The organism is Streptosporangium vulgare, assembly GCF_042428775.1.
In the GTDB taxonomy this organism is placed as follows: domain Bacteria; phylum Actinomycetota; class Actinomycetes; order Streptosporangiales; family Streptosporangiaceae; genus Streptosporangium; species Streptosporangium vulgare.
Genome location: NZ_JBHMBS010000006.1, coordinates 17,179 through 43,103, shown reverse-complemented (window position 1 = coordinate 43,103; position 25,925 = coordinate 17,179). Strand labels below are relative to the sequence as shown.

Below are 25,925 nucleotides of genomic sequence, written 5' to 3'. Positions count from 1 at the left end.
GTCAGGCCGCCTCTCCGATTACCGAAAGATCCTCGATCGGTCGTCCGTCTGCTCTGGCTTGGAGTTCGATCAGGCGTGCGCGGGTGCGCTGGCGGTTGGCGACCTCACGCAGCAGCCGTTTGGCCAGCGGGGTGCGGTTGGGGTCTTTGGAGGAGACCGGCCGCCAGACGTAGCGGTGCGGGTCGGTCACGGTGTCGTCGGGCAGGCCGAGCATGTCGAGCACCCAAGCCCGCCGATCGGCCTTGTGTTCGCGCAAGGTCTTGTTCGACCACTTGCGGGAGACCAGGATGCGACGGCCCGCATAGCCGAGGTGTTCGGCCTTGTGCGCCTTGCCCTTGCATCGGCCCGGCAGCATGCCCGCCTTGGCGCCCTTGGGCTGGATTCCGTAGCGCAGCCAGTTCGCGCACGCCGGGGAGCAGGGTTCATAACGCAGCGCTTCGACCATCCGGGTCGCGTGGTCACGGCGAGCCTGATTGGCGACGTCCTTGGGATCGAGGGGGTCGCCGAGGTTCTTGGTCAGGTACTTCGACAGGTAAATGAGGCACTGGTCGGCATCCGGCGATCCGGCCAGGACGCCCTGAACATCGGCTTGAGCGCCGAAGCGCACCATGTGCAGCGGTTCGGCCGCCTCGTCGGTGCCGAGCTGGTCGAGGGCCTCGTCCCAGGTGGGCAGAAGTTCCCCGGTAGCTGGGTCGAGGTAGTCGCCGGCCTGTCCGTCGGGGTAGGGCTCAGCGCGTTCGGCCCGTTGTGCCCAGATGGGCAGGTGATCACCATCGAAGCGAACCTCGTCGACCGACGGCCACCACACCTGGTGGTAGGTCGCCGCGGCGATGGCCTTGACCTCCGCACGCGGCATGGTGCCGCGGATGGCCATATGCAGATGCGGGGCGAGCCGCTTTTGGGGTTCGACGGAGGCGAAGTACTGCACGTCATAGCCCGCCACCCGCCGGAGGTTCTGCACGAAGCGGTCCACCAGCTTGGAGAAGTGCAACGCGTCGCGTGCCGCCGCCGCGTAGTCGTAGGTGGCCGGGTTGACCGGGACACCGTTGTGCACGCGCCCGTAGGAGGGAAGCGTCAGGGTGACGAACAGGGACGGCCGATAGACCTTCCCGTCGGAGGCGATGAAGGTCCGCCCCAGGGTCGTGTCCTGCTTGGCCCGCTTGGGCAGATCCGGCGCATCCTGACGCCGCCTCGTCGAACGCGAGCGCTTCGAGGTTGCCCGGCCGCCCAGCACGTTGCCCCGCATCCCAGCGGCGTTGATCTCCGCATCGATCCCGGCGATCGCCTCGTCCCAGTCGAGGGTGTCTTCCCCGTCGCGTTCGGCCTCGTCGCGCTTGGCTTGAACGTCGGCCAGGAACTCGATCAGCCACCTCTGGTCGTCGGTGGAGGGGTGAGGTTCAGTGATCGGTTCGTGGTCGAGGTGCCAGCCCTCGCGGCACTGAGCCTTACGCAGCTGCTTGTTGCGCGTGGCACACGGCGGGCACTTGGCTTCCTGGGTGGCGCCGCAGGGGATGTTGAACGACTCGGTCATACCGGTATGGGTGTCGAGGCGCCGCAGCTCGATCGGCCGGATGCAGACGCCGTTGTTCTTGGCGACCTCCACCGCAACGTCCAGAGCGAAGGGCAGGGTGTCACGGATAAGACGGGGAAGGGTGCGGTCGGAGCCGTCCGGCGAGGGGGTGGGGGTGTCGGTCACCTGTCCTCCTCTCGGGCGAGCACGTCGGCAGTGAAGCGGTAGGAGGCGCTGTAGGGATCACGGCGCACCCGGATGTTCACCAGGTCGGACAGCACCAGCTCAAATCGCGGCGGAGAGTCGGACAGAGGGCTGAGGAGGCGGAAGGGGATCGTGTCGATCTCGGCGAGGGTGCCCTGAATGATGATCTTCACTGGTGTGCCTCCGCAGCGAAGTCGGCGACCATGGCGCGAATGTCGATGTCGGAGACGTAGCCGGCGCGAGCGCGGATGGGATCGGGTGAGGTCTCCAGGCGGATGTAGCCGATGCCCGCCCCCTGCTCGGGAACCGGGGAGATGTGATCGGCCAGTGCTCCGCGGTCGCGTGCGCCGTCGCCGAGGACCATGTCCACCTGCTCGGACTCATCGAGGCGAAGGGCGATCTTGTCGGGGAACAGGTTGCGGACGTTCATGACCTCCTTGCGCGGGTCCTGGAGGGCAGCCATCACGCCGAACCCGACCGCACGGCCCTGCGTGGTGAGCGTCGCCAGCGCAGCGGAGATGCGCAGCTTGAGGCCCTTGTCGGATTGGTAGGCGGTCAGGAACGCCACCTCGTCGACCACCACCAGGACGAACGGGTCATCGACGGTGGGGGTGTGGTTGCGCTGGAGGCCGGCGAACCGATCGGCTCGCTCCTGCATGACCGTCACCGCCGCTTCCAGCAGATCGGCGCAGGCCGCTGGACTGGCGGCGTAGCGGTCGCCGAACAGGGCGCGTCCGAAGGACAGTTCCATCCGCTTGGGATCCAGCGCCCAGACCTGAACCAGGCCCGCCCGCACCGCAGGTAGGAGGCCCCGGATGGTGGACCAGATGATGGAGCCCTTGCCTGCCCCAGTGGCGCCGGCGACCAGGACATGGGTGCCGTGGACTTTGAGCCGCCATGGAGTGCCGTCCTCGCATCGGCCGATCTCGACTGGCCCGACCGAGGCAACCTCGGGGATGGGCAGGGCGGGTAAGGGGGTGGCCAGCGGGTCACGCCGGGGAAAGGCCAGCAGCAACCGGCCCGACCGGGCGACCGTCACCCGGCACGAGGTGGCGCCGAACCCGTGGGCGAGGTGTTCGATGCGGTCGGTCCAGTCCTTGACCGATTGGCCGCTGATCATCTTCACCGTGACCAGGTCCGCCCACGAGGTGCAGGTGACGCGCACGATACGAGGCAGGTAGTCCCGGCCGTGCAGATTCCGGCCGAGACCGGAGACGATCATCACCGGTTGCCAGTGACGGCGATACACCCACACCAGCCGCCACCAGGCCAGCAGCCGCCAGCCCATCCAGCGGTTGAATGAGGCTCGATCGAAGAACGGCCACGGCGCCAGCAGCGAGAGGGGAACGGCGACCACGACCAGGGCGAGGCGCCAGCCGTACAAGATGCCGAGCACCGCGGGAACGGCGAGCACGGCCACCGCGATCGGGTGACGCCAGACGAGCCGGACGATTCCGGCCAGCAGCCGCCACAGGAAGATGGTGATGGTGACGATGGCCGGGGTACGCACCACGGCCGGGCGGAACACGACGGCGGTGTCGGGGGTGGTGGTGACGAGGGTACGCGCCTCGTCGCCGGGCAGTTTTTTGAACATTAGGCTTGAGCCCTCTCTTGATTCGCGTCTGGGGAGAACCGAGGGGCCGCCGGAAGTTGCCGCTTCCAGCGGCCCCGCTTCGTGTCAGGCCGCTTTGCCCTGCTCGGGCTCGGCCTGGTGGGGGTTGGTGGACTGTTCGGTGTGCAGGCGCTCGCAGTCGGCCAGGTAGCGCGCGGCGACGTCGGCGATCTGCCGGGCGAGCACCACGTCTTGTTCGGTGACCGGTCCGCCGCCGGTGGTGGAGACGATCACCTGGGCCTCACGGGAGGACAGGTGCAGGAACGGCCGTCCGCCGTCGGCGACCAGCGCCATGACCGACAAGTGCGGGGTGCGAAACGAGGTGTCGAGTCGGGTGCCGTCTTCATCGAGGGTCACCACGGCGCGGGTGTAGGGCAGGTGCTCTCTCACGCGGCCACGTCCTTACCGGCCGTCGAAGCCGAAGCCTTGGCCGGGGACGCCGCGGTGCGGGGAGGGCGCATCGACGTTGCTCGGATGGACCAGGCCAGGCGTCCGGTGTTCTGGGCGACGTAGGCGGTGGCGGTCATGCCGTCGAACTCCACCGGCACGAACGGCAGGCCCGGCAGCGCGGCCGGAACGGTCGGCTGGACCGGGGAGAGAATCTTGACCGAGACCGTCTTCTGGCCGGCCTTGACGGTCGGGTCGGCGTCCATGACCGCGACCTGCCACACCAGCTCTCCGGTGTTCTTGTCCTTGGCGTAGACGGTGCGGCCCTTGGAGGAGGCGTCGAAGTCCTTGACCTGCTCGACCTCGCCGACGATGAAGCAGCCGTGCGGGAAGACCTGCTCGAAGTGGACGGGGATGGGGCCTTGGATGGCCATGGGCTCTACCTTTCGTCTATCCCCCTAGACAGTGACAGGTGTTCTGTCGGGGCGAGCTGTCTAGGGGGCTATGCGGGGAACTCTAGGCTTCCTCTCCCCAACTGTCTAGGGGGGTAAACAAGAGTCGTGCGCTTTAAGTCGGAACCCTTTTCGGAGCAAGGTCGTTTTCCGACGTGGTGACCGCTATGCGTTGGCCCTGAAGGACGGTTCCCTGTGCCGAAAGCCATGAACAACAGCGAGGTTCAGCAGATCGTCGAAGACGCCCGACTCGCGCGTGCGGAAGGACGCATGATCTTCACAGCTATTGCGATGATCGATTTCCGCAAGGAGGATTACACGGCGTGGGACATCTCGGAGTTGATCGAAGGCGTGGAGCGTCAGGGATGGTTGCTGGCTCACACGTCCGAGATGTACGTCGGGATTGCGACTGGCCACCTGCGCATGACCTCTGTCTTCCGCCGACACGACTGGTAGGGAAGCGCGCTGCTTTCGGCGTCAGGTGATCCTGCCGTAGGCGGCCGTGGCGTCATCGAAGATTTTTCCTCGCGTCCAGCGGGAGCCGTCCAGGTCGGAGCGTTCGGCCTCGCGGACCTGGCGAATCAACTCGGCCGGACCGTCGTGGTCGAGGAGGTCGAGGGCCTGGCGCCAGGTGGCCAGGCCGAATCGGTCGACGAGCCGGGACGCCCCGTCACTCAGGACCGCAACGGCCCGTACCCGGTCGACCGGCACCGTTCCGGTCAACGCCTGTTCCGCGGCCAGGGGATCGACTGCGGCGACCCAGAATCCCCCGTCGACGTTGCGGTGTGCGCGCATGGCCTCTATGTAGTGGCTCAGGGCAAGGAGGTGTTCCGGGCTTCCCCCGGTAGCGGCGTTCATCGGGTCCCGGTAGCGGTTACCGGTCAGGGCTTCTCGCTCGTCGCAGATGACCATGGGGTCGGCGTCGAGGATGTCGAGGACGAGTACGGAGTCGGCCAGTACGAGCCAGTCCAGGGTGTCGGCGCTGCGGCGGAGCATGACCACGGTGGCAGAGGGGGAGCCGGGGTGGGAGAGGTCGCAGCAGAAGTCATGCATCGAGGCCGTGGCCTTGATCCCTGCGGCGAGGATCGTGGTCAGGGAGTCGGCGCTTTGGGTCACGCCGGCCAGGAGGGTTGAGCCGAGGGTGTGCGAGTACCAGGCGACGCCATGGGAGCAGCCCGATTCCAGATCCGCAGGGGTGCCGGCACCGTCCAGGAGAACGACGGCGTCAGGGGTGGCGCCGATGAAGTCTTCGTTGGGCCGGTCGGGATAAGCGGGTTCGGTGGCGAGGGTGAGCCGCATGTCAGTCGTCCTCGTGTCGATAGAGCGGACTGGCAAGTTGGGTTCGGGTCGGTTCCCCGCTGTCGGGGTCGTACTCCACGCTGACTACGGTGGAGAAGCGCTGGTCTCCGACCTGTCCCCAGATCGTCGCGATCTCTGAGGTGAGCAGGTCCACCACGCCGAGGGAGCCGTTGGTGCGGATTCCGGCGATGGCCAGGAAGGTGCCGTTGCCGTCCGGCCGGGGGAGACGGCCGAGGTACGCCGAATCGGTGGGCTGTTCCGGGACGACCTGGGTGCCCGACCGGTAGGCGACACCGGTACGGGTGTCGCGCAGCAACCAGCCGAGGTCATCGCGTTCCCACCGGATGACGGGGTCGGTGTCGTAGGCCGCCTGCATCGCCTCGGACATGCGGGGACCACAGACGACCACGAGGTTGGGCCGGTTGAGGTCGATCTGACCGTCGATGGTGACGTTGTCTGAGGCGATGGCGAGCCCGAAGGATTTGGCGAGCTCTTCCAGGCGCTGGCCCGAGCGCATGTCGTCCAGGGCAAGGACGGGCCGCTTCTTCTCGGGGTCGAGCCGCAGGGGAGTGACCACGGTGACCATGCCCGTGCCGAGGAACGCGCCTTCCGGAGCTGGTCCGGTGTGTTTGATCTGGTGAATGCGCCCGCGTGACAGCCCGGCTTGTTCGGCGATCTGGGCGTAGGAGACACCTTGGGCATGTAGCTCCTGAATCACCCGGCGCCGTAGCCGGGCCAGCTCGGTGACCTCCTGTTGAGCGGCGCTGAGCCGTTCGGTCGCGGTTCGGATCAACAGGTACGGATCGTCGATGGCGGCGATCCGGTCAAGGTCACTCGGCGGCACGGTGGTTCCCCTTCGGTGGTGCTCCGCCGAGTCTAGACCCCTAGACGAAATGCCGTCTATCCCCCTTGACAGTACGGATTTAAGCGTTTCACCCGTTTTTAGACTTACTGCCCGGATCGCTGAACGACGCTTCGGTACACCCCTGGTCATCGAGCGCGACCTGTCAGCATTGCCGCCCACAGCTCCTGACCTTCGGCCATGCGTGTCCGGTTGGTCTCCTGGACTGTGCGCGGTGTTCCTTGCACGGTTCGGCGGAGGAAAACCTGACCGCCCGAGGCGCACAGCTCGTAGACGACCGAGCGGCAGTGGCAGGTCCAGGCGAGCACCCGGCACCGCTCACCGGGCCGCGGATCCATCCAGGTGAGCCGAACATGACCGGCTTGGGGCATCGGAACGTGAGCAGCCAGACAGCTCACTGCCATACCACCGGCTGGGGCAGCAGCTCCAGGACGGCCCACACGATGCGCCCTTTGTCGTCCCCGGTCACACCCCAACCCGCCGAGAGTTCGGTGACCAGCATCAGCCCCCGTCCGTCTTCCCCATCCACGTGATGCGGGAAGGCGCGAGGAGAGCGAGGACCGCCTTCGTCCAGGACGCCGAGCCAGAGCCGATCGGCTTCCGCTTGGATTGACACCGTGAACCGGCCCCCGAATCGGCCGCTCTCGGAATGTCGGACCGCATTGGTCGCCAGTTCGCTGACGATCAGTTCGGCGTCTTCGGCTTCCGGCCAGCCGCTCAGCATCGCGGTGACGAACCGGCGAGCTTCGACGACGGATAGGGGAGAGCCGAGGAAGGTGCGGGAGATACGGAAGAGCGACATGGCGGGCTCCGACGTCTAGGGGGCTATACATCCACCCCGCCAGCGTATGAGCGACCTGGAATAGGCTCAAGGTATTCGACGCATAAATACGTCAGCTATTCGAGGTGGGTCATCAACTTCTGATACTCCGCCCCGATCTGTGCCAGAAGATCCCGCAGCCCATCGCCATAAACGGCCGCCGCCGCGAACGCCTCGAAAGTGTCCCCGTGCGCCGCGATCTCTCCCGGCTCACTCAGCGTGAGATCACCGGTGAGGCTCTCCACCACGCTCACCGACCCGTCATAGATCGTGAACCCGTGCAGCGGGAACCCCGGAGCCTCCACCGACCACGGCACTATCCCAAGCCCCACATGGGGAAGCGTCGAGACCTGAAGCAGTCGATCAAGCTGCGCTCGCATCAACGCCGGCGACCCCGGCCACGTCCGAACCGCCCCCTCCGTCAGCACGAAGGAGAACTCACGCCCCGACTCGAACAGGACGGCTTGCGCCTCCACCCGAACCGCCGCAGCCTTCGCCGCATCCTCTTCGTCGACGTCCCGGCCGAAGGCCAAGGCGAGCCGCGCGTACTCGGCCGTCTGGAGCAATGCCGGGATCATTGCCGATTGAAACGACACCACCCGCTGAGCTGATCGCAGCCGGGCAGCATTGGCCGCCTCCCGGCCGGCAAGCCCACCCTTGAGGCGGGAGACCTCGTCACGCAGCCGTACGAGCAGGGCATCCAGCTCCCCGCGGCCTACGTCGTCCAGGTCCAGCGCTTCGACGAGTCGATCGACCGTCTCCGGAACCGGAAGAAGCTGCCCTGTCTCGATCCGTGAGATCGTCGGCTGAGCCACCCCAGCCCGCAACGCCAGATCCTTACCGGTCAGCCCGGCGTCCTTACGTAGTCGACGCAGCAACTCGCCCAGTGCCCGAAGGCGATCCCGTCGATCCTCCACACCAAGCGTTCTACCAGCCGCTCACGCATCGAGCGTCGCCCATCCCGGATCACTGCCGAATTGTTCTCATAGGTATCAAGCGGCGGCGCGCCGCGCCGCCACACCCCCGGCCCTCCGCCCGCCCGCCGTCCGGGCATGCGGCCTGGAGGCCGGTCCCGGACGGCGCGGGACTACGGGCCGGGCGCCGCACGCCTGCCGCGCCGTAGCGACCAAACGCTCCGGCCGGGGGTTGCCACGCCGCCGCACAGATGCAGCCCTCACGATCGCCTGAAGGTGGCTGGCAACCGTACATGCTTGGGGCGATCGACGACCCAGGGTTCGTTCCTCACCCTGGCTCACCGAGCAACATGGCTGATCGCCGTTCCCAATCTGAGACAAGAATGTACCCTGCTCAGAGCCCTTCGTCTTGCATGTGCCCTCACCAAGAGAGTTCAGGATGGCCGCACCTATCCCCTTCAGCTTCGACTAGTTGTAGCGTGGCACTATGTCGGGACCTGTAAAGCTCCATGAGCTCTCCACGGCAGTCGCAGGATCGCTTGCATCGCTTCTTAAGTCCTACCAACTACCGGCCGTATGCGCCCGCTATGGGCTCGCGGATGGTGACGATAGCGAAGCCTTCAGCAGTAAGCGCTTGTACGTTCTTCGTAGAGTCGAAGGATTGTCTCTACCCCAGATAGCGGCAATTGCGCGTCGTATCGTAGACGAATACGGGGATGAGTATTTAGAAGAGCTGCTAACCCGTCTGGGTGCACGAGGCGTGCAAGGGGAATTTAGAAATCTAATTTTTGCGGCCAATGGCCACAAGCCAAAAATTATACTGAGCGATGCAGTAAACAACGTACTTGAGATCGTCGAAAACGAGGAATACTGTCTCGTTTACGATCAACCTCTACAGCAACATGGGCTAAGTTGGCGCGACCTCGTAACATGGTGGGCTGGAAAGACTGGCCAACGGGTAGATGACCTCGAAACTGCAGCTTCGCTCTTTAGGAGGCTCTCAGCATCACTCGCATCGCCAGCCGAAGAACGACTCTTTAACGCTTACGGCCACCTGTACCGCATGCCTAGCGGCTGGGATTTGCCGGCGCTGATTCCGCAGGTTTATCTCCACTATACTCCGTACACACAAAAGTGGATTCAACAGCTAGGCCGGGGCAAGGTAATCCGGCAGCGAATGGACTTCCTATTGCTTCTGCCCCATCAAGCACGTGTTGTCCTTGAAGTTGACGGAGCGCATCATTACTCGAAGGACGGACGGGCCGACCCGCGCTTGTATGCCGAGATGGTATCTGAAGATAGACGGCTACGCCTTGCCGGATACGAGGTTTATCGATTCGGCGGAGCCGAATTGATCCCAGGGGATCGGCCTAGGTCTGATGCTGCATCGATAAGCGCTATGCTTAGAGAATTTTTCATCGGTCTGTTCGAACGACATGATATCCCCTTCTCCATCCAATCCTGATGCTAACCAATACAGCATCCCCCGAGCAACGTAGAATCACTTAGGGGTGATCTTCTTGTTCATGTGGTGGGGTGAAAAACGCTCAAGGAGGATATGGTTACCACCTGAAATCACGGTCGATCAAATGCCCCTTTAGACTGCGAAGAACTAGGCCGTTCTGAGTAACCTTGTCAAGCAGAAATAATTCCCGCTTATCGCATTCTGTACAAAACTCACCCGACGCGATGGGCCAAAGATCGATAGGGTCGCTCGAAGAAGGGCTTCTTACATAAATTCGATTGGGAGTAAGCTGCTCAATGCTGAGTCGAGAAAAAGGCTCCCAGTCTGGGTGACTGCCGCGAAGAAGCTCACCGATCAGCTGATTGTTGCCGTTGCCGAGAAAGTGGCACTGATCTACCAATTCCCAGCGAATCCCTGACAGCCAGCTCACCGACTCAAGGCTCGCCATTAGAATAGGCTCCAGCTGAGCAACCTCATTCTTTATTTGATAATGAGAGGGTACGCCGTGTGCATGGTGAGAGACATTCCTAAAATTCTGTATTTGATGTAGCATCTCGTATGCGCCCCCCGGATTAAGCGTACTGCTTAGCTCCGGAAATTCTGGAACGGCATCGGCCTCTACCAGCTGCTTGACTATCTTGAGCCACGTACCAAAACTCGCGCCGATACGAAAATAGCTGCGCAGTTTAGAACTAAAAGATCCGCGCCTGCGAATCTCCAAAGCTAACGCGACTATCCCCAGTATTCGCGCGACGCCTTCCCCTAGTTTAAGAACGCCATCTCTCTGTACATCCGGGGTAGCGGCAATCCGATACTGTCGGGCAAGAGCAGCGATATGATATGGATAGCTCCATTCGGCACGCCATAGAGGATCCTCAATTGGGCGCACAAGCTCGTCGATTAAATGTGCTTCGGATGCCAAAGATTTAGTTGCTCTCCGGATGCCTTCAGTGTCATTTATAAATTCGTTGAAAATGTTGGGTAGAATTCTCGAAGTTGTTCTTCTGAGACTGCGCCGACCATCATGTAGATCTTCTGTCAAGCGATTCAGCTCTTGATCCATGATTGCTGTAATAGGAACAGGAACTGTCGTCGGCAACCACGGCTCGCGAACGTATTCATTGATCTTTGCCGAATTGAGCCACTCGCACAACACCCTTCCGCTATGGCGTAAGGGGCGAAGGACTTTGAGCGGAGTAAGGGCCGATCCAAACCCATCAGGAAGAAGCCGCCAGTTTCCAGGTCGGCCAACGATTTCCCCACCAGAGCAAGGTGTTAGTAGTTCCCCAAGGGCAGGAAACTCGGACAGCTCCGAAGCGAAATCGACCAGTTGAAGATCGCCGATCCTCAGAATCGGTAGTTGTAGCTCTGCCTTCCTTGTCACTGACCGTGGTGTTACTTGCCGTACAACCTTCCCGAGTGGCTCGAAAGGATCTTTCCACCGGGTCGCAAGGAACAACATTGGAGGGATTTCGTAACCGATTTTTGTTTTGGAATTGTCTACCCAAGCTTCGGGGAAATAAGGTAGCACCGCCTGCTTCATGTATTCCTCGATCTCGACTTCTAACTGATCCGGGGTCGAATGCATCGAGGTCAGAGGAATATTCTCATTGTTGCGTAGATCCGGGTCGGGCAGTGGGTTGTCCTTCCGGTCGGTCTGTAATTGTCCCGCGGGATCGCTGACCGCGACCTCGACCCAGATTGCCCTTTCCACCGGAGCCGGTAACTTGCTCAGGTTCTGCTCGGCCAGAGCCGCATCCAGTCTTTTGACGAACTCCAGTTTCGTACCGCATGCCGTACCAGCCAGCGAGCGGAGCGTCGCGAGCAATACATCTCGTTGCTCGAAGTTGGCCACTACCTTGGCCGTAGCCACCGCGCTGGCCGTTTCCTCCGTAACTTCGAAGCGCCACCTCAGCGGGCGCTCGACCGTGATGCGTTGGTAACCAAAGACGTGGCGCGGGAAGACCTTCACCTTCGCGTGGTGCTCGTGCCCCTCGTCCGCCGCGATAGCGAGGGCATCCTTATAGATCGAGGTCACCTCGGCGATCTGGTCGTCGGTGATGAGCTTGCGCTTATCGCCGAGGGACTTACGCATCTTTGTCCAATGTTCCCGGGCATTTAGTAGGACCACTTTGTCTTTCAGTACGGGCACTTTTCGGTTGGACAGAATCCAGAAGTATGTTGGTATACCGGTGTTGTAGAAAAGTTGGTCAGGCAAGGCGACGATCGCCTCTAGCCAATCGTTCTCCAGGATCCAGCGGCGGATCTCCGACTCCCCTGACCCAGCCGCACCGGTGAACAGCGGCGAGCCATTAAAGATGATCGCGATGCGAGAGCCACCCTGCTCCACCGGCTTCATCTTAGAGATCATGTGCTGAAGGAAGAGGAACGAGCCGTCATTGATGCGAGGAGTGCCCGCGCCAAAACGGCCAGCCCAGCCGAGGTTATTTGCCTCGTCCATGATCTGCGTCTGAACCTTCTTCCACTCCACGCCGAACGGCGGATTGGCCATCAGGTAGTCAAACGTCTCGCCTAGGTGGCCATCCTGGGTAAAGGAGTTACCGAAGGCGATCTTTGAGGGGTCCTGGCCCCTAAGCAACATGTCGGAGCGGCAGATTGCCCATGACTCCGGGTTGAGCTCCTGGCCCGAGACCTTGACTGTGGCCTTGGCGTTGTAACCCTTGATGTACTCTTCGGAGGCTGAGAGCATGCCACCAGTGCCGCAGGCCGGGTCATAGACCTCGCGGATGATGCCGGGCGTCATCAGGTCCGGGTCGTCGGGGGACATCAGCAGGTTGACCATCAGTCGGATGACCTCGCGCGGGGTGAAGTGCTCTCCGGTCGTCTCGTTGGAGATCTCGGAGAACTTCCGGATCAGTTCCTCGAAGACGTAGCCCATCTGCTGGTTGTCGACCACGTCAGGATGCAAGTCGATTTGGGCAAACTTCGCCGTGACCACGTAGAGCAGTCCAACCTCATCTAGCCGGGCAATTTGCTCGTCGAAGCGATACTTCTCCAGCACCTTGGCCAAGTCCGGCGAGAACGCACCGACGTAGGAACGTAGGTTCGTCGCGAGGTGGTCTGAGTCGCTGAGGAGCTTGCCAAAATCGAGCTCACTGGTGTTGTAGAAGCTCGTGCCAGAGACGGTACGCAGCATGCGGTCCTTGATGTCATCGGACAGATGGCTGTCCTTAAGCTCCACAGCTTTGGCTAGGACTGCGGCTTTAGTAGGCGCCAGCGCACAATCGAGGCGGCGCAGCACGATGAACGGGAGAATGATCTTGCCGTACTCCGGCTGGCGGTAGTGCCCGCGGAGCAGGTCGGCCACCGACCAGATGAGGTCAGCGTACGTCTCGTGGTTACTGTGCACCGTGTTCCCTCGCTTCGAAGCTCCTGGCTGATCACTGCCAGTTCATCAGTCATCGTGACATTTTTTGTTTCAATCGTTTGAGGTTTTCAGGTCTCGGGCCAGCGGCTTCTACAGAGCGGCTTCTGACCTGCAGAAACCCGCATCGAGGCTGCAGCTTGCTGCAGTGGGGAGCGGGCACGCGAGTGGGCGACGGATTGGGCTGCGCGACCGCAGTACGAGATACACGTCCTGCGCACCTGCAAGAACCTGATCAAGCCCATGGGGCTGGTCGCAAATCGTTTGACGACGAAATCAGTGCGAACACAGGTCGTGCGCTGGATGGATCCCGGGACGCATCTACCTTGAGGTGAAGGTAAAACCAGGCCGATAGCGGGGGCCAGCGACGTGAACGAAGGTATACGTAGGCGTCGTCAGTAGGCCCCGCTTATCCCCATAGCCCTCGTGCCATCAGTCGCCGGCGGCCGCCCGCAGGGGGAGCCGGCCCGGCTGAACCCGAAGTACACCTTCGAGACCTTCGTCATCGGCTCCAGCAACCGGTTCGCGCACGCGGCCGCGGTCGCGGTGGCCGAGGCGCCGGCCAAGGCGTACAACCCGCTGTTCATCTACGGTGACTCCGGCCTGGGCAAGACCCACCTGCTGCACGCCATCGGCCACTACGCGCAGAGCCTCTACGACGGCGCGCGGGTGCGATACGTCAGCTCCGAGGAGTTCACCAACGACTTCATCAACTCCATCCGCGACCACAAGGCCGACAACTTCCGGGGTCGCTACCGGGCCGTGGACATCCTGCTGGTGGACGACATCCAGTTCCTGGAGGGCAAGGAGCAGACGCAGGAGGAGTTCTTCCACACCTTCAACACCCTGCACAACGCCAACAAGCAGATCGTCATCTCCAGCGACCGGGCCCCCAAGCAGCTCGTCACCCTGGAGGACCGGCTGCGCAACCGGTTCGAGTGGGGCCTGATCACCGACGTCCAGCCGCCCGAGCTGGAGACCCGCATCGCGATCCTGCGCAAGAAGGCGATCCAGGAGGGCCTGGCCGCGCCGCCCGAGGTGCTGGAGTACATCGCCAGCCGGATCTCCACCAACATCCGCGAGCTGGAGGGGGCGCTGATCCGGGTCACCGCGTTCGCCAGCCTCAACCGGCAGTCGGTCGACCTGCAGCTCACCGAGGTCGTGCTCAAGGACCTGATCACCGAGGAGGCCGGGTCCGAGATCACGGTCGCCACGATCATGGCGTCCACCGCCGCCTACTTCGGCCTGTCGATCGACGACCTGTGCGGCGGGTCGCGCTCGCGCGTCCTGGTCACCGCCCGGCAGATCGCCATGTACCTGTGCAGAGAACTCACCGACATGTCACTGCCGAAGATCGGCCAGCAGTTCGGCGGCCGCGACCACACCACGGTCATGCACGCCGACCGGAAGATCCGTTCTCTCATGGCCGAGCGTCGTTCGATCTACAACCAGGTCAACGAGCTGACGACCCGGATCAAGCAGCAGTCCCGCGACAGGGAGGTTTTCTTGGCGGTACGGCTGTTGAAAGCGCTGTGGATGAATAGCGAGATCATGCTCAGAGCAAGCCATCTGAGCGCCTAACCGCGACTGTCCAAAGACTAGTCAGCCTAAGTTCCCATCGGAACCTGTGGATAACGCTGGGGAGAAGTCAGGGACAGCCTGGGGACACGTCGTGGATAACCTGGGGAAACCTCGTGGATGGCTAGTGGACAGAGGGCGCTGAATCTGGGGACGGCCTGTGTGTACTCCCAGGTTTTCCCCAGCCCCAAGAGTTGTCCACAGTCTCCGCCTACAGTACCGGTGGATGAAAAACAGCACTTGACCTGCGGAAACAAGGGCTTTCCACAGTATCCACAGCCCCTAATACGAAGACCAGTTGTATCTCTAACTAGGAAACCCAAGAGCCATAAGAGGGTTCCGAGGGAGCGCAGGTGCGCGACAGTGAACATTTGAACCCCAGGCACCGAGCGGATGGCGCTCGACACACAGGAGGCGGATCTACGTGATGTTCCGGGTCGACCCAGACGTGCTTGTTGAAGATGGGCAGCTCAAGCTCTCGGGCTTCGACTACGAGGTCTCCGCCGAGGCGACCCTTGAGCTGCAGACGGGCGAGGCGGGCGTGGTGCTCGTCTCCGGAAGGCTTCTGGCCGGGATCACCAGGGCGCTCCCCGCACAGCCTGTGGATCTCGTCGTGGAGGGCGCCAAGGCGGTCGTCACCTGCGGCAGCGCCCGGTTCACCCTCCTCACCATGCCTGTGGAGGACTACCCCTCCCTGCCGACCATGCCCCCCGCCGCCGGCAAGGTCGGCAGCGACGTGTTCGTGATCTCGGGCAGGACCCTCGCCGATACGGCCAAAACCCTAGGAGGTACCGGTAAGGGCATGATCGGCTTCTCCAGCGCGGGAGGCTGCAACACCACCTGGCTACTCGACCCCGAGTTCCCCAAGTACCACTCGCTTCTGCCGACAAGGCGCAGGCGGTCGACTTCGAGGGCGACGACATCAACATCGCCTTCAACCACCAGTTCCTACTGGAGAAGACTTAGGGCTACCTCTCTTGCTCACGGAAGGAGCAACATCCTTCGAGGGTGAGCAGCGAAAGTGTCATGCTCACCCCCCAGACTCTCTACCTGAGAACCGGCGAGGCCGTCGCCCCAAAGCGAACGACCCCCTGCGCCAACAGGGAGCCGCTCTCACGCCCGATCCACTCAGCTAGTACGAAGGGACGTCTCATCATGAGGTTATTCCAAAGATCCTCACGGAGTAACACTGAATCTGCCTCCGAACCACCCCGGCTTCCCCACCGCTGGGCAACCATCCTCGGGTTCTCCGGACTCGTTGGATCGATCGTTGGTGTGGTGGCTGGCTTCGCGGTAGGTGGCATTGCAGGTGTAGGTGCTGGTTTGACCACGGGCATCGGGATCGCTGTGCTCCTCGCGACCTGGCTCCAGAAGGCAATTGACTAACGCAGGGTTCTCACCACGTCCTCCTCCCTAGACAAGAGTCCAAGCCAAACCCACTGAGCCAAGGGCGTCCGTGGTGTCGCTTTGCGATCAGCTTCATGTCCCCTTGGCTCAGTGGCCTCACCCTGGGATTGGCAGCTCCGAGGAGAGCCGGGAAAGAGTTGGAGACGATGCAGTACTGCAACGAGTACTGCAACAGTCCCTCACAACGCCTCACGATCACACTCATCTAGCACCATTCGAGGGCAGGTCGTAAGCTCTTGACGGCGGCCTGGATGGTCCTGATAAGGAAGCGGTCTTGAAGGTCAGGCCGTGCCCGTTGCGTGCCCGATGGGTCGGGCAATCGCGGGAGATTGTAGTTGACGGCATGTGATGGCCGCCAGCACGCACACAACGCTGAGGTGGCGCTCAAGCAGCTCGCGGTTCCTGTTATGCACCCTTCCATTAGGAGGTGCGATTGCTCTATTTGGCAATGAGATCAATCGTGGCGACGACGGCCGAGATCATGCCGCAGAAGGCAGCGGTGGTAGCCACCGACTTCTCTGGCGCAACCCATAGTCCTCGGTTGAGTTCACGCCACTTCGGCGGTACCACAGCGAACTTCAGCTTCTGCCACTTGTGCTGCTGATACGAGCACCCCATCAGAAGGCCGTGAGCGTTTTTCCGGCAGGGTTGTCTATCGCGCGTGAGGGCGCCGCACCACACTGGCACGCGAAAGAGGAAGAACACCGTGGTCAACCCGGACAGAGCAAGCAAGCCCGCAGGACCGACTGATTGAGTCAGCCAACCTGTGATCACCACCACAAAAAGCAGGTAACCCCAATACTTCCCGAGTGATCCCGATTTTCGTTTGGCCATGTCCGGACACTACTGAATGCATCAGAGTATGAACAGAGAGCAAGTATTCACCCCAGAGCTACGTGCATGTCACGTTGACGAGGCTCGCATCCTAGGGGTACATCATCACGCTAGACAGCAGAACATCGGGGGCCAAGATTTGTATAATCCGCTGTGCTAGTTCGAGAGCGTGATCGCACGCCGTTGATATGCCATTAAGGGCGACCAATGAGGGAGGTGCGCGGTCACTCACAGACATCCCGCCGCCCAGCTCGCCATCTGAAGATCGGGCAGATTCGTAAGCAGGATGTTAGGCATGGCAACTGTCGAGCGCGGTTGCAGTTTGGGTTGCAGTTTCGCGCCATGTCGCCCAGTTCAGGAGCGGCCGTTCACGGGCGTCTGTCCAGGTTGAACGTACTGGAGTGATCACGGCCCGAGCTGCTAATGCGGTTTGGGCAGGTGCCCTCTCGCCTGGCATCGCGGTTAAGGTCGAGGTGTGGATGAGGCCATGGCGAGTGCGAAGAGGTGGCGCGAACAGGTTCGGGCGCGAGGTTCCATCGAGCAGGACCGTGAGGCGCTGGCCCGGCTGATCGAGTACGACCACGATCCGTTCGAGACCGAGTTGTATGAAAGCTCCTCCGACCCGCAGAACCGGTTGGTCGACAGAGCCGAGAGGTCATATGCCGGTCAGTACGACCGTCGCTTACGTCGGCTGCGAGAGCGTGCCAGGCACGCCGAGGTCGATGAATAGCCGTTGCGGGATATGCGTGGGATGATCTTCAGTGGTCGGGGCAGGGAAAGACGATCCCGCCCTGGTGAGAGGCCCTGTCTGCGTTGGGAACGTAGCCCACTTGAAAACCGCTACGCCGGATCCTGACGATCAGCTCCTCGATACCCTTGACGGGTGATCGATCATGGCGTCGAGTTTCCTCAATACCGTCTGCATGTTGTCCCTGCGGTCGTCGCACTTGCGAGCTCATCCTGGCAACGTGAGGTGTGGCTGAACCCCAACGAGTTCGAGAATCTCGACTACGTGGTGCACGTCCTCTTCGATGACTTCTGCGATGCACGCCAGCCACAGTCCTGGCTGGGAAAGAGCCTGCGCACAGACGAGGAGGTCTCGTTGATGGAAGACCTCGGCGCCGCCTATTCCGAAGTACAGGAGTCAGTAGGTGTGACCGCCATGGACGAGACGTACCTAGGATCGCCCAGCTGGCCGGCTGTACTGGCTGCAGCGGCGCGACTGGCTCACGTGCTGGTAACGAACGACCTCACCGCTTTGAGTAGGCTGCATGACGCCGGACACCGCTGGCCTCCTACCATGATCGAATGAGCGACCGTCGAAGCGATAGGGAAGCAGCCGAGGGGAACTGGAGCCTCCTACGGGAAGCTGTGCACCACCTCGCTTCGCCCGCACACGAACAGCTCCAATGGATCGGCTCCATGTCCATCGACGAACTGGCCCTCGACTTCGATGCCGTCTATCCGGCCTCGTGGCAGTCTCGTGAAGCCGGATGGATCTCCGAAGAACTCGCCACCCTGCTCAGTGTCATCGACCAGAAGTTGGTCAACCTCACCGAGCAAGGCCCTTCGGCATGGACCCAGGAAGCCTTGCACTCCCATCTCGGATGGGAGGAACTCAGAGGACTTGCTCACCGTGCGCTCGCCCTCATGCCGGCCCAGCCCTGGTCTCTCCCCTCTTGATCGAGTCGTGCCACCCGCTCATCAGACGACCGATGAAAGAGCGATGCGCACGGGGATGTGCAGACAGCTGGAGCGGCTGGCCTAGTTGCAGTTCTAGTTGCAATCCAGCTCAGTTCAACCCCGTTCCGGAGGGACCGGCCGCGCCCGTTGGTCCAGGTGGAACTGATCTGAACGGGCAAGATCAGAGCTGCTAATGCGGTTTGGGTTTACCGCCCATCCGGGGTTCAAATCCCCGAGCCTCCGCAGGTCAGAGGCCCTCTCCCGAGTCTTGGGAGAGGGCCTTTTTGATCTCTGAACCCTGTCAGGGGTTGCAGTTCTCACGCGCCGCCCCAGAGGGCGGCTCCCACGCGGGTGCTCGCGTCCTGCGTCAACGCGCCGGCCACGTGGGGGTAGCGCTCGGTGGTGGTCACCCGCGCGTGGCCGAGGATCTCCTGTACGACGCGGATATGCACACCTTGTTCCACAAGGAGTGTTCCGGCCGTGTGACGAGCGTCGTGGAGTCGTGCGTCACGAACGCCCGCCCGCTTCAGAAGCGCTTTCCACGCCTCGTAGTCCTCGCTTCGTTCCATTGGCCTGCCGTGCCGGGTGTCCAGTCCCAGAAGATGACTGACGTTTCTGTCCCAGTTGATGCTTGACGGTCGGCCCAGGGATCGTGCATCGATTCATCGTCCGTGACCGTAGGCCTAAGAAGGAGCCGCTACGTCCGCTCATGCCGAAGAGCGGACGTCGGCGGCATTCGGTTGGCGATCGCTCAGGCCACCTGTCAGTACGTCGTGGGTTAGAAGCAGATGACGGTGGTGTACCCGGATCAACTCGGCTGCCGGCTTATGCGTCGAGTTGCCATCCGCGTCGCAGGTTCGCAAAGATCATCGCCAGTGCCGCACGCGGGGTGCTGTGCTGGGCGACGATGTCGGGCGACTGCAGGATGAGGCGGGCCAGCGCGCGCAGCGGCGCGTCGTCGGGGTAACCGCATTGCTCCACGAGTACGGCCATGAGCGCGTCTTCGCAGTCGGTCCACTTCTGTCGTGCGTAGGCGCGCAATTCGGGCGTTTCGAAGATGAGCCGCAGGAGCGGCGAAGCAGCGTCCATATGAGGATCGAATGGTAGACGCGTGCCGATGAAATCCTCGATCGCCGTCAGTGGATCGGTGTCGGCGGATCGATTGCGCACCGCATCCGCCAACGCAGCAGCGCGATCCTCCTCATGGCTGAAGACGAGCGCGACCTTGCCGCCGGGGAAGTACTTGAACAGGGTGGTCACGGCCGTCTCGGCCTCTTCAGCGATCTCCGCCACCGTGACACGGTCGAATCCTCGCTCCAGGAACAGGCGCAACGCCGCTTCGTGGAGCGACTGACGCGTCCGCTCCTTCTTCCGCCCTCGCAGGCCTGCTTCGGTAACCACCCGCCCAGCTTAGCAGAATCTCCTATCGATGCCGAATATGTAGTGGTTGCAAATACGTAGTCACTACGCGTACGGTGATGCCGTCAGCGGTCCGCTGGCCCCGAACGACGGAAGAAGGACCATGACCATGACCATGACGGCGATCACGCACGCTCGCGTCTTTGACGGTGAACGAGTTCTCGAAGACCACACGGTCGTCGTCCGTGGAACGACGATCGTCGCTGTCGGCGGGGCGATCCCCGACGGCGCCAAGGTCATCGACGCGACCGGGGCGACACTGTTGCCAGGACTCATCGACTCCCACGTGCACACCTCCGTAGCAGGGCTGGCTCTTGCCCTACGGTTCGGAGTCACCACCGAACTCGAAATGCAGGGCACCCTGACCAGGAGCAATCGCGGCGAGATAACCGACAACGACAACGTTGCCGACGTGCGATCGGCCGGCTTCGGCATCACCCCTCCGGGCGGGCACCCCAGTGAGCTGTTTCCGCCGGGACGTCGGCCCGGACACGATGGCGGCGTCGTCGACGATGACGACGAGCACGGGTCCGGCGAGATCGTCATGCCGTTCTCCACGACACCCGAAGAGGCCGTCCGCTACATCCCTGCACTGATTGCGGCGGGTTCGGATTACATCAAGTTCATGATCGATGACGGTTCCATCGAAGGTTCCCCTGGCCTTCCGATGCTTGACGCAGCCACTGTCGCTGCAGGAGTGACTGAGGCTCATCGCCGCGGCATGCTCACCGTCGCGCACGCGCTCACCGTCGACGCCACACGAACCGCGATCGAGGCCGGCATCGACGGCCTCGTCCACCTTTTCATGGACCGACCCCACACCCCCGCGATCATCGACCTGATTGCCAGATCCGGAGCATTCGTAGCACCGTGCGTCGTCTTGAACTCCTCCATGATGGGCATCACCGGAGAGGCATTCGCCGCAGACCCCCGTGTCAGCTCCAAACTCGATCCCGCCTGGCTCGCGACACTCCGCAGCAGCTACAACAGATACCCGCAGGGCAACCTCGAGGATGTGCTCGCCTCGGTCAAAGCCCTCCACGAAGCCGGCGTGGACCTCCTTGCAGGGACCGACGTGGCCGTGCCCGTTCCGTTCCTCGGCGGCATGGCGCACGGCGCGAGCATCCACCACGAACTGCAACTCCTCGTCCGGGCAGGCCTGACACCGGTGGATGCACTTCGCACAGCGACATCGGTTCCGGCACGACGATTCGGACTCAACGATCGAGGACGTATCGCAGAAGGCCTCCGTGCAGACCTCGTCCTGGTCGACGGAGACCCGACTGTCACCATCTCCGACACCCTCAACATCACAGGCGTGTGGCGCCGCGGGTCACACCACGAGAACCGCTGACCCGCACCCTGTCGTCAACGCGTGCCGAGCAACGCATGCTCATGCCGCAGAGTGTGAGCGCCGCCCGGTTCGGAACAGCCAGGACTGTCAAGCATCTGGTGGGACTGCAGTGTCAAGCATGTCCCGGGACACGATATTTGATCACGCCAACACACTGCCGAATTGTTCTCACAGGTATCGAGGAGAGCCCTGTGATTCACACCAGTCTGATCGTCATCTACACCGATCGGCTCGACGGCTGCCACGCCTTCTATGCCGGGCTCGGCCTCACCTTCACCAAGGAGCGGCACGGCGCAGGGCCCGAACACTACGCCGCTGTCCTCGACGGCACCGTGTTCGAGCTCTACCCCGCCGACGGCCGTCGCCCCGCCACCGGGAGTCTGCGCCTCGGGTTCACGGTCCCGGCCGGCTCCACCGCCCAGGCTTTCGCACCCGGCCGGCACGTCCTCACCGACCCTGACGGCCGCGTCGTGGACCTGCGCGTCACCGAGGAGGGGACGACGCCCTCACCTCCGTACGGCGGGCAACACCTGTAGCGGCCGCGCGGCGGCGCCCTGTTTCAGCGGCGTTGCCGCGTGCAGGAACGAACGAAGAGGCCCGCGGCGGCGATGAGGAGGAAGACCAGCGCGATGTCCAAGGGATTCACCATGCGCGCCCCTCTGCCCTGCGGTCGCGCGGCTATCCGCTCCAGCCCACAGATATTTGCCCACGAGGAGAGAAATCGTTCCAATCCGGTCATTGGCCTGCGGGGCGGTATGGACCCCGAGCTCGCCGCCGCTGTTCGCGCTGTCCTCCGGAGGAACGACAGGGACTCCCAGCGGCTGGTCGGTGCTCTCGGCCGGATTCGAACCGGCGCCCGCCGCCTCGAAAGGCGTGTGTCCTCGGCCGCTGGACAACGAGAGCGGTGCAGGGGGACGGAGTCGAACCGCCACAGCCGAAGCGTCCGGGTTACAACCGAGTGAGCTCACCACGTGCTCAGCCCCTGCGCGTTGAGGTGAGATTACCGAGCGAGTCCCGGCGGGTTCACCTCGTTTTCGCGCGCAGGTCCCCGCTCGGAAGGTGACGGGTGCAGAGGAGATCCCCGTTGTCCCGAGCCGGGGTGCGGCCGATCGGGATCGGTTTCGCGGATGACAACCTGGATGTGTGAGGTGTTCGGGCGGTTGTCGCCGTGGCGTCATTCACGCGGTCTCGGTCACGACGAACTCGTACTCGACCTGGTCGATCAGGTTGCCGTCACCGAAGTCGTGTCCGCGGGCCGCGCCCGACTCGGTGAAGCCGCTCTTGGTGTAGAAGCGACGTGACTGGGGCGTGTCGCGCAGCGTCCACAGGTGCACCCGGCTGAAGCCGTCCCCGCGCAGCCTGCGCAGGGTCGCGGTCATCAGGGCGCCCGCGCTGCCGGTGCCCCAGCTGTCCGGGTGGCCGTAGAAACCAAAGATCTCGGCCGATCCCGGCTGTGTCGGGGAGGAACCGAAGTAGGAGAAGTTCAGCGGACGCTCGTCCAGCGCGGCGATCAGGACGGTGTCCTGCCCCTTGGCGAGCACATCGTGCCACTTACCGCGCCGGTGTCGTACCGCCTCGGCGCAGAACTCCGGGGTGAAGAAGCCCGCGTAGGCCGCCTTCCAGGACTCCGCGTGGATCTCGCCCAGCACGTCCCCGTGTTCGGCGGAAGCCTGGAAGATCGCGAAGTTCTTGGTCACAGGGTCACCCTATGGGGGACGGGGGAACATCGGCCGGGCAGGCCATCGCCAAAGCCGGTTCGCGGTGAAGCGGAAGCGGTGAAGCGGTGAAGCGGCTTGTACGCCGTTGGAGGTCGTGTGCTCGTTCGCTCGTCTCGGATGTGGTCGTCGCGGAATGCAGGACGGCGCGCGTCCCGGAGGTGGGACGCGCGCCGTCGTGCGTTGAAGGGGGACCGTCGTGCGTTGAAGGGGAGACGTCAGGAGATTGTCAGTGAGCCGTTCGGGTTACGGGCGCATGTGACGATCGTGCGGGGTGCGGCGGTGAGGGCGCCGGTCAGGCACTGGCCGAGGACGACGTGGCCCGCGGCGTTGGGGTGCCATGCTTCCTGGCAGGTCTGGAAGTAGGTGACGCAGGTGTTCGCCGCCTTCTGGACGCGGATCTTGTCCCAGCCGGACAGGCTGTTGACGACGTTGCCGTTCGGCGACTCCTGTACCCGGACCGGGGTGGCGAGCGCGTTCCCCGGGCTGCCGGGGTTCTCGCAGAGCCGGGCTCCGTCGAAGGCCTTCTGGACGTCCAGCACGCGTAGGTTGGCCGCCGGACGCTCGGCCGCCAGCGTGGTGTAGGCGTTCTTGACCAGGTTGCCGAGGTTCTGGGAGAACACGTGACCCGGGGCGAGGCTCGCGCGGTGGATCGGACAGCCGGCGGCGTACCGCTCGGCGCCGAGGTCGCGGAACTTGTCGCGGGTGTCGGTGCGGTTGTCCTCGTCCCGATACTCCGGGGCGACGTCGAGCGGCAGCGGGTTGGTGTAGTTCTGCAGGACGACCTGATGGACGCCGTCGGCGTCGACCTGGGCGAGGGTGTCGAGGATCTGGCGCAGGGCGGCGGTGGTCTCGGTGGTGGCGGCGGCGACCTCGGCGTCTGAGGCCAGGTCCGAGACGGTGCAGGGCTCCTGCGGCACGTCGCCGCCCAGGTAGGCCCAGAACTCCCACCAGCCCGTCCAGGCGTCCGCGATGAAGCGGTTGGCGCACACCGTGGCCACGTCGCCGAAGGTGAACTGGCTGTTGTTGGAGCCGAGGCCGATGAGGACGACGTCGATGTCGTGAGTCTGGGCGACGGCACGCAGCTGGTCGAGCTGCGAGGCGACGGACCGGCCCTTGGGGCGGGCGCTGGAGGCGTTGGCGATGTCGGCGGGCTGGCCACCGGAGCACGCGAGGTTGAAGCGATCCTGGATCCCGGGGAGCGACGCCTTGAAGAACGAGGCGTTCGCCGACCGGTGGCAGAAGTAGGCGTTACTGTTCGCCGCCGACCAACCGGGGAAACCCTGTGCCGTTCCGGAGGTGTCGACGACGGGTTGGTAGTCCCCCGCGCCCTCCCCGCTGACGAAACTGTCGCCGAGTGCGACGGCGGCGGTGGGCAGGGCCGCCTGCGCCGTTCCGCCCTGGATGACCTGGACGCCGACCGCGCCCACCAGGAGCGCGACCATCGCGGCCGCACGCCGGAGAACCCTCACAGCTGCCCCATTTCCTACTAAATGACTATGAAAAGATGACTGCCTAGATCACAACATGCCGCGCAGATGACGTCAAGATTTCCATGAGCCCGGCTCGCGTTTTTTAAGGAGATCACGTATCGGCCCGATTGCCAACCACCCGCTTGCTTGTTTTAAGGGCATCCGGCGACCGGCTTTGGCCCGTTCGGGGCAGAGCGCGCGGACCTGCGCGCGGGCGGTTCGCCGACCGGCGGTGATCGCTTCCGGTCGTCGCGCGGGAACGCCCTCGCGAGCGCGAGCCGCTGCCACTCGCCGCCGGAGAGGGTGACGCCGTGCTCCGTGCCGCCGTCCGCCTCCGGGGCTCCGCGGTTCGAAGAGGCGAAGGCCCGAATGCCTGAAGGCCCGAAGGCATGCATGTCTGAAGGTCCGGAACTCTTCAGGAGACCTCCGTTCCAGAGGTCACACGAGGCCCCGGCGGCTGGCCTGGGCGCCCGCCTGGAAGCGGGTCTCGGCGTTCAGCTCGTCCAGGAGGTGGCGCAGGCGGCGGCGGAGGCTGCGCGGGCTGGTGCCGAGCTGGCGGGCGATGGCGTCGTCCTTGAGCCCGGCCGAGAGCAGCGCCAGGAGCCGGCGATCGTCCGGGTCGAGCTCCGCCCACCCCTGTTCCTCGTCCCGGCGGGATCCGCCGGCCGGCTCCGGAGCGCCGTCACGGGACGCGGGCTGCGGGTAGATGGGAAGCGCCTCCTGCCACAGGCGCTCGAACAGCTCGACCAGGGCGACCACCATGGTGGACCCCTTGATCAGCACGCCGCGCGTCAGCGGCAGGTCCATGTGCAGCGGCATGACCGCCTGCCGCCGGTCGACGAGCGCCATCTTGAACGGCAGCTCGGGCAGGACCCGCGCCTCCTCGCCCGCCTTGACCAGGCTGCCCACCTCGTCGAGCGCCCCCGCGTGGTCGAACGCCTCGGGCACGTAGATGGTCCGGTAGCGGACGCCCTTGCGGAGCAGGCCCGTCTGCACCGGGTTGTGATAGTCCAGCACGTACGGAGGCCGGTCGAAGGTCAGCACCTCCTCCTTGGCCTCCTGTTGCAGCCGGACGTACGACCTGGCCTGCTCCTCGGGTCCCGCCAGGACCTCGAACTGGCCACCCTCCTCCAGGTCCTGGCCGACGGTGCGGAAGGTCTCCTCCAACTGGTCGGCCGTGTCGGTGAGCCGGTCCAGGTTGCTCTGCATGCCGCGTACCAGCGAGCGGATGGCGGTCCCCGGGTTCGTCGCCGTCCAGCGGGGCGACCGTCCCCACAAGCGGCTGACCAGGCCCTTGGCGCGGAGCCTGGCCAGCGACGTCTGGATGCGCCCCGAGCTCTCCCCGCTTCTCATGACGAGCTCCTGCACCGTGATGCCGGGGCAGGCGAGCACCTCGCGGTAGATCCGTTCGTCGAACGCGCTGATCCCCACGACCGCCAGTGCCGGACCTTCATCAAGCATGCGTACGAGCTTGGCCACTTTCGGCAGTTGCCGCAATAGGCCACACGAACCACCTTGTCACCAAAATTCGCATACCGTTAGAAATCGGAATG

23 protein-coding genes, 2 tRNA genes and 2 pseudogenes are annotated in these 25,925 nt (G+C 63.5%); 9 read left to right on the top strand and 18 right to left on the bottom strand.

Features of this window, described 5'->3' with window-relative positions; all coding sequences use genetic code 11:
• Position 1: 1 nt before the first annotated feature.
• The 5 genes from ACFFRH_RS14310 to ACFFRH_RS14290 form a co-directional block, all read right to left on the bottom strand.
• Complete coding sequence (locus tag ACFFRH_RS14310; RefSeq protein WP_386156868.1) at positions 2 to 1,696, bottom strand: replication initiator; 1,695 nt, start codon at positions 1,694 to 1,696, stop codon at positions 2 to 4.
• A complete protein-coding gene (locus ACFFRH_RS14305) occupies positions 1,693 to 1,887 on the bottom strand; it encodes a hypothetical protein (protein WP_344749623.1) in 195 nt (64 codons plus the stop codon). The genes ACFFRH_RS14310 and ACFFRH_RS14305 overlap by 4 nt, the downstream gene beginning before the upstream one ends.
• Positions 1,884 to 3,308, bottom strand: a complete 1,425-nt coding sequence (locus ACFFRH_RS14300; protein WP_344749624.1) for an FtsK/SpoIIIE domain-containing protein — start codon at positions 3,306 to 3,308, stop codon at positions 1,884 to 1,886. The genes ACFFRH_RS14305 and ACFFRH_RS14300 overlap by 4 nt, the downstream gene beginning before the upstream one ends.
• Positions 3,309 to 3,392: 84 nt before the next feature.
• A complete protein-coding gene (locus tag ACFFRH_RS14295; protein ID WP_344749625.1) occupies positions 3,393 to 3,716 on the bottom strand; it encodes a hypothetical protein in 324 nt (107 codons plus the stop codon).
• Positions 3,713 to 4,147 carry a plasmid replication, integration and excision activator gene (locus tag ACFFRH_RS14290; protein WP_344749626.1) on the bottom strand — a complete coding sequence of 145 codons (435 nt, stop codon included), beginning with the start codon at positions 4,145 to 4,147 and terminating at the stop codon, positions 3,713 to 3,715. Before ACFFRH_RS14290 ends, ACFFRH_RS14295 begins: the two co-directional genes overlap by 4 nt.
• A 213-nt stretch (positions 4,148 to 4,360) precedes the next feature.
• Here ACFFRH_RS14290 and ACFFRH_RS14285 point away from each other — a divergent pair, with 213 nt between their 5' ends.
• Positions 4,361 to 4,621, top strand: coding sequence for a hypothetical protein (locus ACFFRH_RS14285; RefSeq protein ID WP_344749627.1), 261 nt, complete (start codon positions 4,361 to 4,363; stop codon positions 4,619 to 4,621).
• Positions 4,622 to 4,642: 21 nt separating this feature from the next.
• Here ACFFRH_RS14285 and ACFFRH_RS14280 read toward each other — a convergent pair whose 3' ends face one another.
• The 4 genes from ACFFRH_RS14280 to ACFFRH_RS14265 form a co-directional block, all read right to left on the bottom strand.
• Positions 4,643 to 5,464 carry an integrase gene (locus ACFFRH_RS14280; RefSeq protein ID WP_344749628.1) on the bottom strand — a complete coding sequence of 274 codons (822 nt, stop codon included), beginning with the start codon at positions 5,462 to 5,464 and terminating at the stop codon, positions 4,643 to 4,645.
• A gap of 1 nt (position 5,465) precedes the next feature.
• Entirely contained in the window at positions 5,466 to 6,308 is an 843-nt protein-coding gene (locus ACFFRH_RS14275) for a sigma factor-like helix-turn-helix DNA-binding protein (protein ID WP_344749629.1), read from the bottom strand.
• Positions 6,309 to 6,720: 412 nt separating this feature from the next.
• Positions 6,721 to 7,128, bottom strand: coding sequence for an ATP-binding protein (locus tag ACFFRH_RS14270; protein WP_344749630.1), 408 nt, complete (start codon positions 7,126 to 7,128; stop codon positions 6,721 to 6,723).
• 95 nt (positions 7,129 to 7,223) lie between these two features.
• Complete coding sequence (locus tag ACFFRH_RS14265) at positions 7,224 to 8,063, bottom strand: helix-turn-helix domain-containing protein (RefSeq protein WP_344749631.1); 840 nt, start codon at positions 8,061 to 8,063, stop codon at positions 7,224 to 7,226.
• Positions 8,064 to 8,721: 658 nt separating this feature from the next.
• On the opposite strand from ACFFRH_RS14265, the gene ACFFRH_RS14260 reads away from it, so the two are divergent.
• On the top strand, positions 8,722 to 9,525 hold the full coding sequence (locus ACFFRH_RS14260) for a putative endonuclease domain-containing protein (protein WP_386156859.1): 804 nt from the start codon (positions 8,722 to 8,724) through the stop codon (positions 9,523 to 9,525).
• Between the two features lie 97 nt (positions 9,526 to 9,622).
• On the opposite strand, the gene ACFFRH_RS14255 is transcribed toward ACFFRH_RS14260, so the two are convergent.
• Positions 9,623 to 12,853, bottom strand: coding sequence for a type I restriction-modification system subunit M (locus tag ACFFRH_RS14255; RefSeq protein WP_486389163.1), 3,231 nt, complete (start codon positions 12,851 to 12,853; stop codon positions 9,623 to 9,625).
• A gap of 513 nt (positions 12,854 to 13,366) precedes the next feature.
• On the opposite strand from ACFFRH_RS14255, the pseudogene dnaA reads away from it, so the two are divergent.
• Positions 13,367 to 14,398, top strand: a pseudogene (dnaA, locus tag ACFFRH_RS14250) (chromosomal replication initiator protein DnaA); the annotation flags it as partial.
• A gap of 556 nt (positions 14,399 to 14,954) precedes the next feature.
• Positions 14,955 to 15,374, top strand: a pseudogene (locus ACFFRH_RS14245) (DNA polymerase III subunit beta); the annotation flags it as partial.
• A gap of 959 nt (positions 15,375 to 16,333) precedes the next feature.
• Here the strand turns inward: ACFFRH_RS14245 and ACFFRH_RS14240 are convergent.
• Positions 16,334 to 16,729 (bottom strand): hypothetical protein, encoded by a 396-nt coding sequence (locus ACFFRH_RS14240; RefSeq protein ID WP_344749634.1) that lies wholly within the window; start codon positions 16,727 to 16,729, stop codon positions 16,334 to 16,336.
• A 475-nt stretch (positions 16,730 to 17,204) separates the two neighbouring features.
• Here ACFFRH_RS14240 and ACFFRH_RS14235 point away from each other — a divergent pair, with 475 nt between their 5' ends.
• The 3 genes from ACFFRH_RS14235 to ACFFRH_RS14225 all read left to right on the top strand — a co-directional run bounded on the left by ACFFRH_RS14235 (position 17,205) and on the right by ACFFRH_RS14225 (position 18,412).
• On the top strand, positions 17,205 to 17,459 hold the full coding sequence (locus ACFFRH_RS14235) for a hypothetical protein (protein ID WP_344749635.1): 255 nt from the start codon (positions 17,205 to 17,207) through the stop codon (positions 17,457 to 17,459).
• A gap of 153 nt (positions 17,460 to 17,612) precedes the next feature.
• On the top strand, positions 17,613 to 18,041 hold the full coding sequence (locus ACFFRH_RS14230) for an SCO4402 family protein (RefSeq protein WP_344749636.1): 429 nt from the start codon (positions 17,613 to 17,615) through the stop codon (positions 18,039 to 18,041).
• A 110-nt stretch (positions 18,042 to 18,151) separates the two neighbouring features.
• On the top strand, positions 18,152 to 18,412 hold the full coding sequence (locus ACFFRH_RS14225; RefSeq protein ID WP_344749638.1) for a hypothetical protein: 261 nt from the start codon (positions 18,152 to 18,154) through the stop codon (positions 18,410 to 18,412).
• A gap of 317 nt (positions 18,413 to 18,729) precedes the next feature.
• On the opposite strand, the gene ACFFRH_RS14220 is transcribed toward ACFFRH_RS14225, so the two are convergent.
• Positions 18,730 to 19,005: a tyrosine-type recombinase/integrase gene (locus ACFFRH_RS14220; RefSeq protein ID WP_386157321.1), complete on the bottom strand. Its 276-nt coding sequence runs from the start codon at positions 19,003 to 19,005 to the stop codon at positions 18,730 to 18,732.
• A 232-nt stretch (positions 19,006 to 19,237) separates the two neighbouring features.
• Entirely contained in the window at positions 19,238 to 19,813 is a 576-nt protein-coding gene (locus tag ACFFRH_RS14215; protein WP_386156850.1) for a TetR/AcrR family transcriptional regulator, read from the bottom strand.
• Between the two features lie 121 nt (positions 19,814 to 19,934).
• Here ACFFRH_RS14215 and ACFFRH_RS14210 point away from each other — a divergent pair, with 121 nt between their 5' ends.
• Positions 19,935 to 21,185: an amidohydrolase family protein gene (locus ACFFRH_RS14210; RefSeq protein WP_386156847.1), complete on the top strand. Its 1,251-nt coding sequence runs from the start codon at positions 19,935 to 19,937 to the stop codon at positions 21,183 to 21,185.
• 191 nt (positions 21,186 to 21,376) lie between these two features.
• Complete coding sequence (locus tag ACFFRH_RS14205; RefSeq protein WP_386156844.1) at positions 21,377 to 21,721, top strand: VOC family protein; 345 nt, start codon at positions 21,377 to 21,379, stop codon at positions 21,719 to 21,721.
• A gap of 293 nt (positions 21,722 to 22,014) precedes the next feature.
• Here ACFFRH_RS14205 and ACFFRH_RS14200 read toward each other — a convergent pair.
• From ACFFRH_RS14200 to ACFFRH_RS14180, 5 genes are all read right to left on the bottom strand, one after another.
• A tRNA-Glu gene (locus ACFFRH_RS14200) sits at positions 22,015 to 22,088 on the bottom strand.
• 2 nt (positions 22,089 to 22,090) lie between these two features.
• Positions 22,091 to 22,171: transfer RNA gene (locus tag ACFFRH_RS14195), tRNA-Tyr, on the bottom strand.
• 192 nt (positions 22,172 to 22,363) lie between these two features.
• Entirely contained in the window at positions 22,364 to 22,882 is a 519-nt protein-coding gene (locus ACFFRH_RS14190; RefSeq protein ID WP_344749643.1) for a GNAT family N-acetyltransferase, read from the bottom strand.
• A gap of 236 nt (positions 22,883 to 23,118) precedes the next feature.
• Positions 23,119 to 24,372: an SGNH/GDSL hydrolase family protein gene (locus ACFFRH_RS14185; protein ID WP_344749644.1), complete on the bottom strand. Its 1,254-nt coding sequence runs from the start codon at positions 24,370 to 24,372 to the stop codon at positions 23,119 to 23,121.
• Between the two features lie 438 nt (positions 24,373 to 24,810).
• The gene (locus ACFFRH_RS14180) at positions 24,811 to 25,833 is read right to left on the bottom strand and encodes a TrmB family transcriptional regulator (RefSeq protein WP_344749645.1); all 1,023 of its coding nucleotides are present in this window, start codon (positions 25,831 to 25,833) and stop codon (positions 24,811 to 24,813) included.
• Positions 25,834 to 25,925: the final 92 nt, after the last annotated feature.

Coding starts and splice junctions, on each gene's coding strand:
- ACFFRH_RS14270 (WP_344749630.1), bottom strand. CDS start 7,128: ATGTCGCTCTTCCGTATCTCCCGCACCTTCCTCGGCTCTCCCCTATCC.
- ACFFRH_RS14210 (WP_386156847.1), top strand. CDS start 19,935: ATGACCATGACCATGACGGCGATCACGCACGCTCGCGTCTTTGACGGT.
- ACFFRH_RS14280 (WP_344749628.1), bottom strand. CDS start 5,464: ATGCGGCTCACCCTCGCCACCGAACCCGCTTATCCCGACCGGCCCAAC.
- ACFFRH_RS14290 (WP_344749626.1), bottom strand. CDS start 4,147: ATGGCCATCCAAGGCCCCATCCCCGTCCACTTCGAGCAGGTCTTCCCG.
- ACFFRH_RS14180 (WP_344749645.1), bottom strand. CDS start 25,833: ATGCTTGATGAAGGTCCGGCACTGGCGGTCGTGGGGATCAGCGCGTTC.
- ACFFRH_RS14240 (WP_344749634.1), bottom strand. CDS start 16,729: ATGGCCAAACGAAAATCGGGATCACTCGGGAAGTATTGGGGTTACCTG.
- ACFFRH_RS14225 (WP_344749638.1), top strand. CDS start 18,152: ATGTCCATCGACGAACTGGCCCTCGACTTCGATGCCGTCTATCCGGCC.
- ACFFRH_RS14300 (WP_344749624.1), bottom strand. CDS start 3,308: ATGTTCAAAAAACTGCCCGGCGACGAGGCGCGTACCCTCGTCACCACC.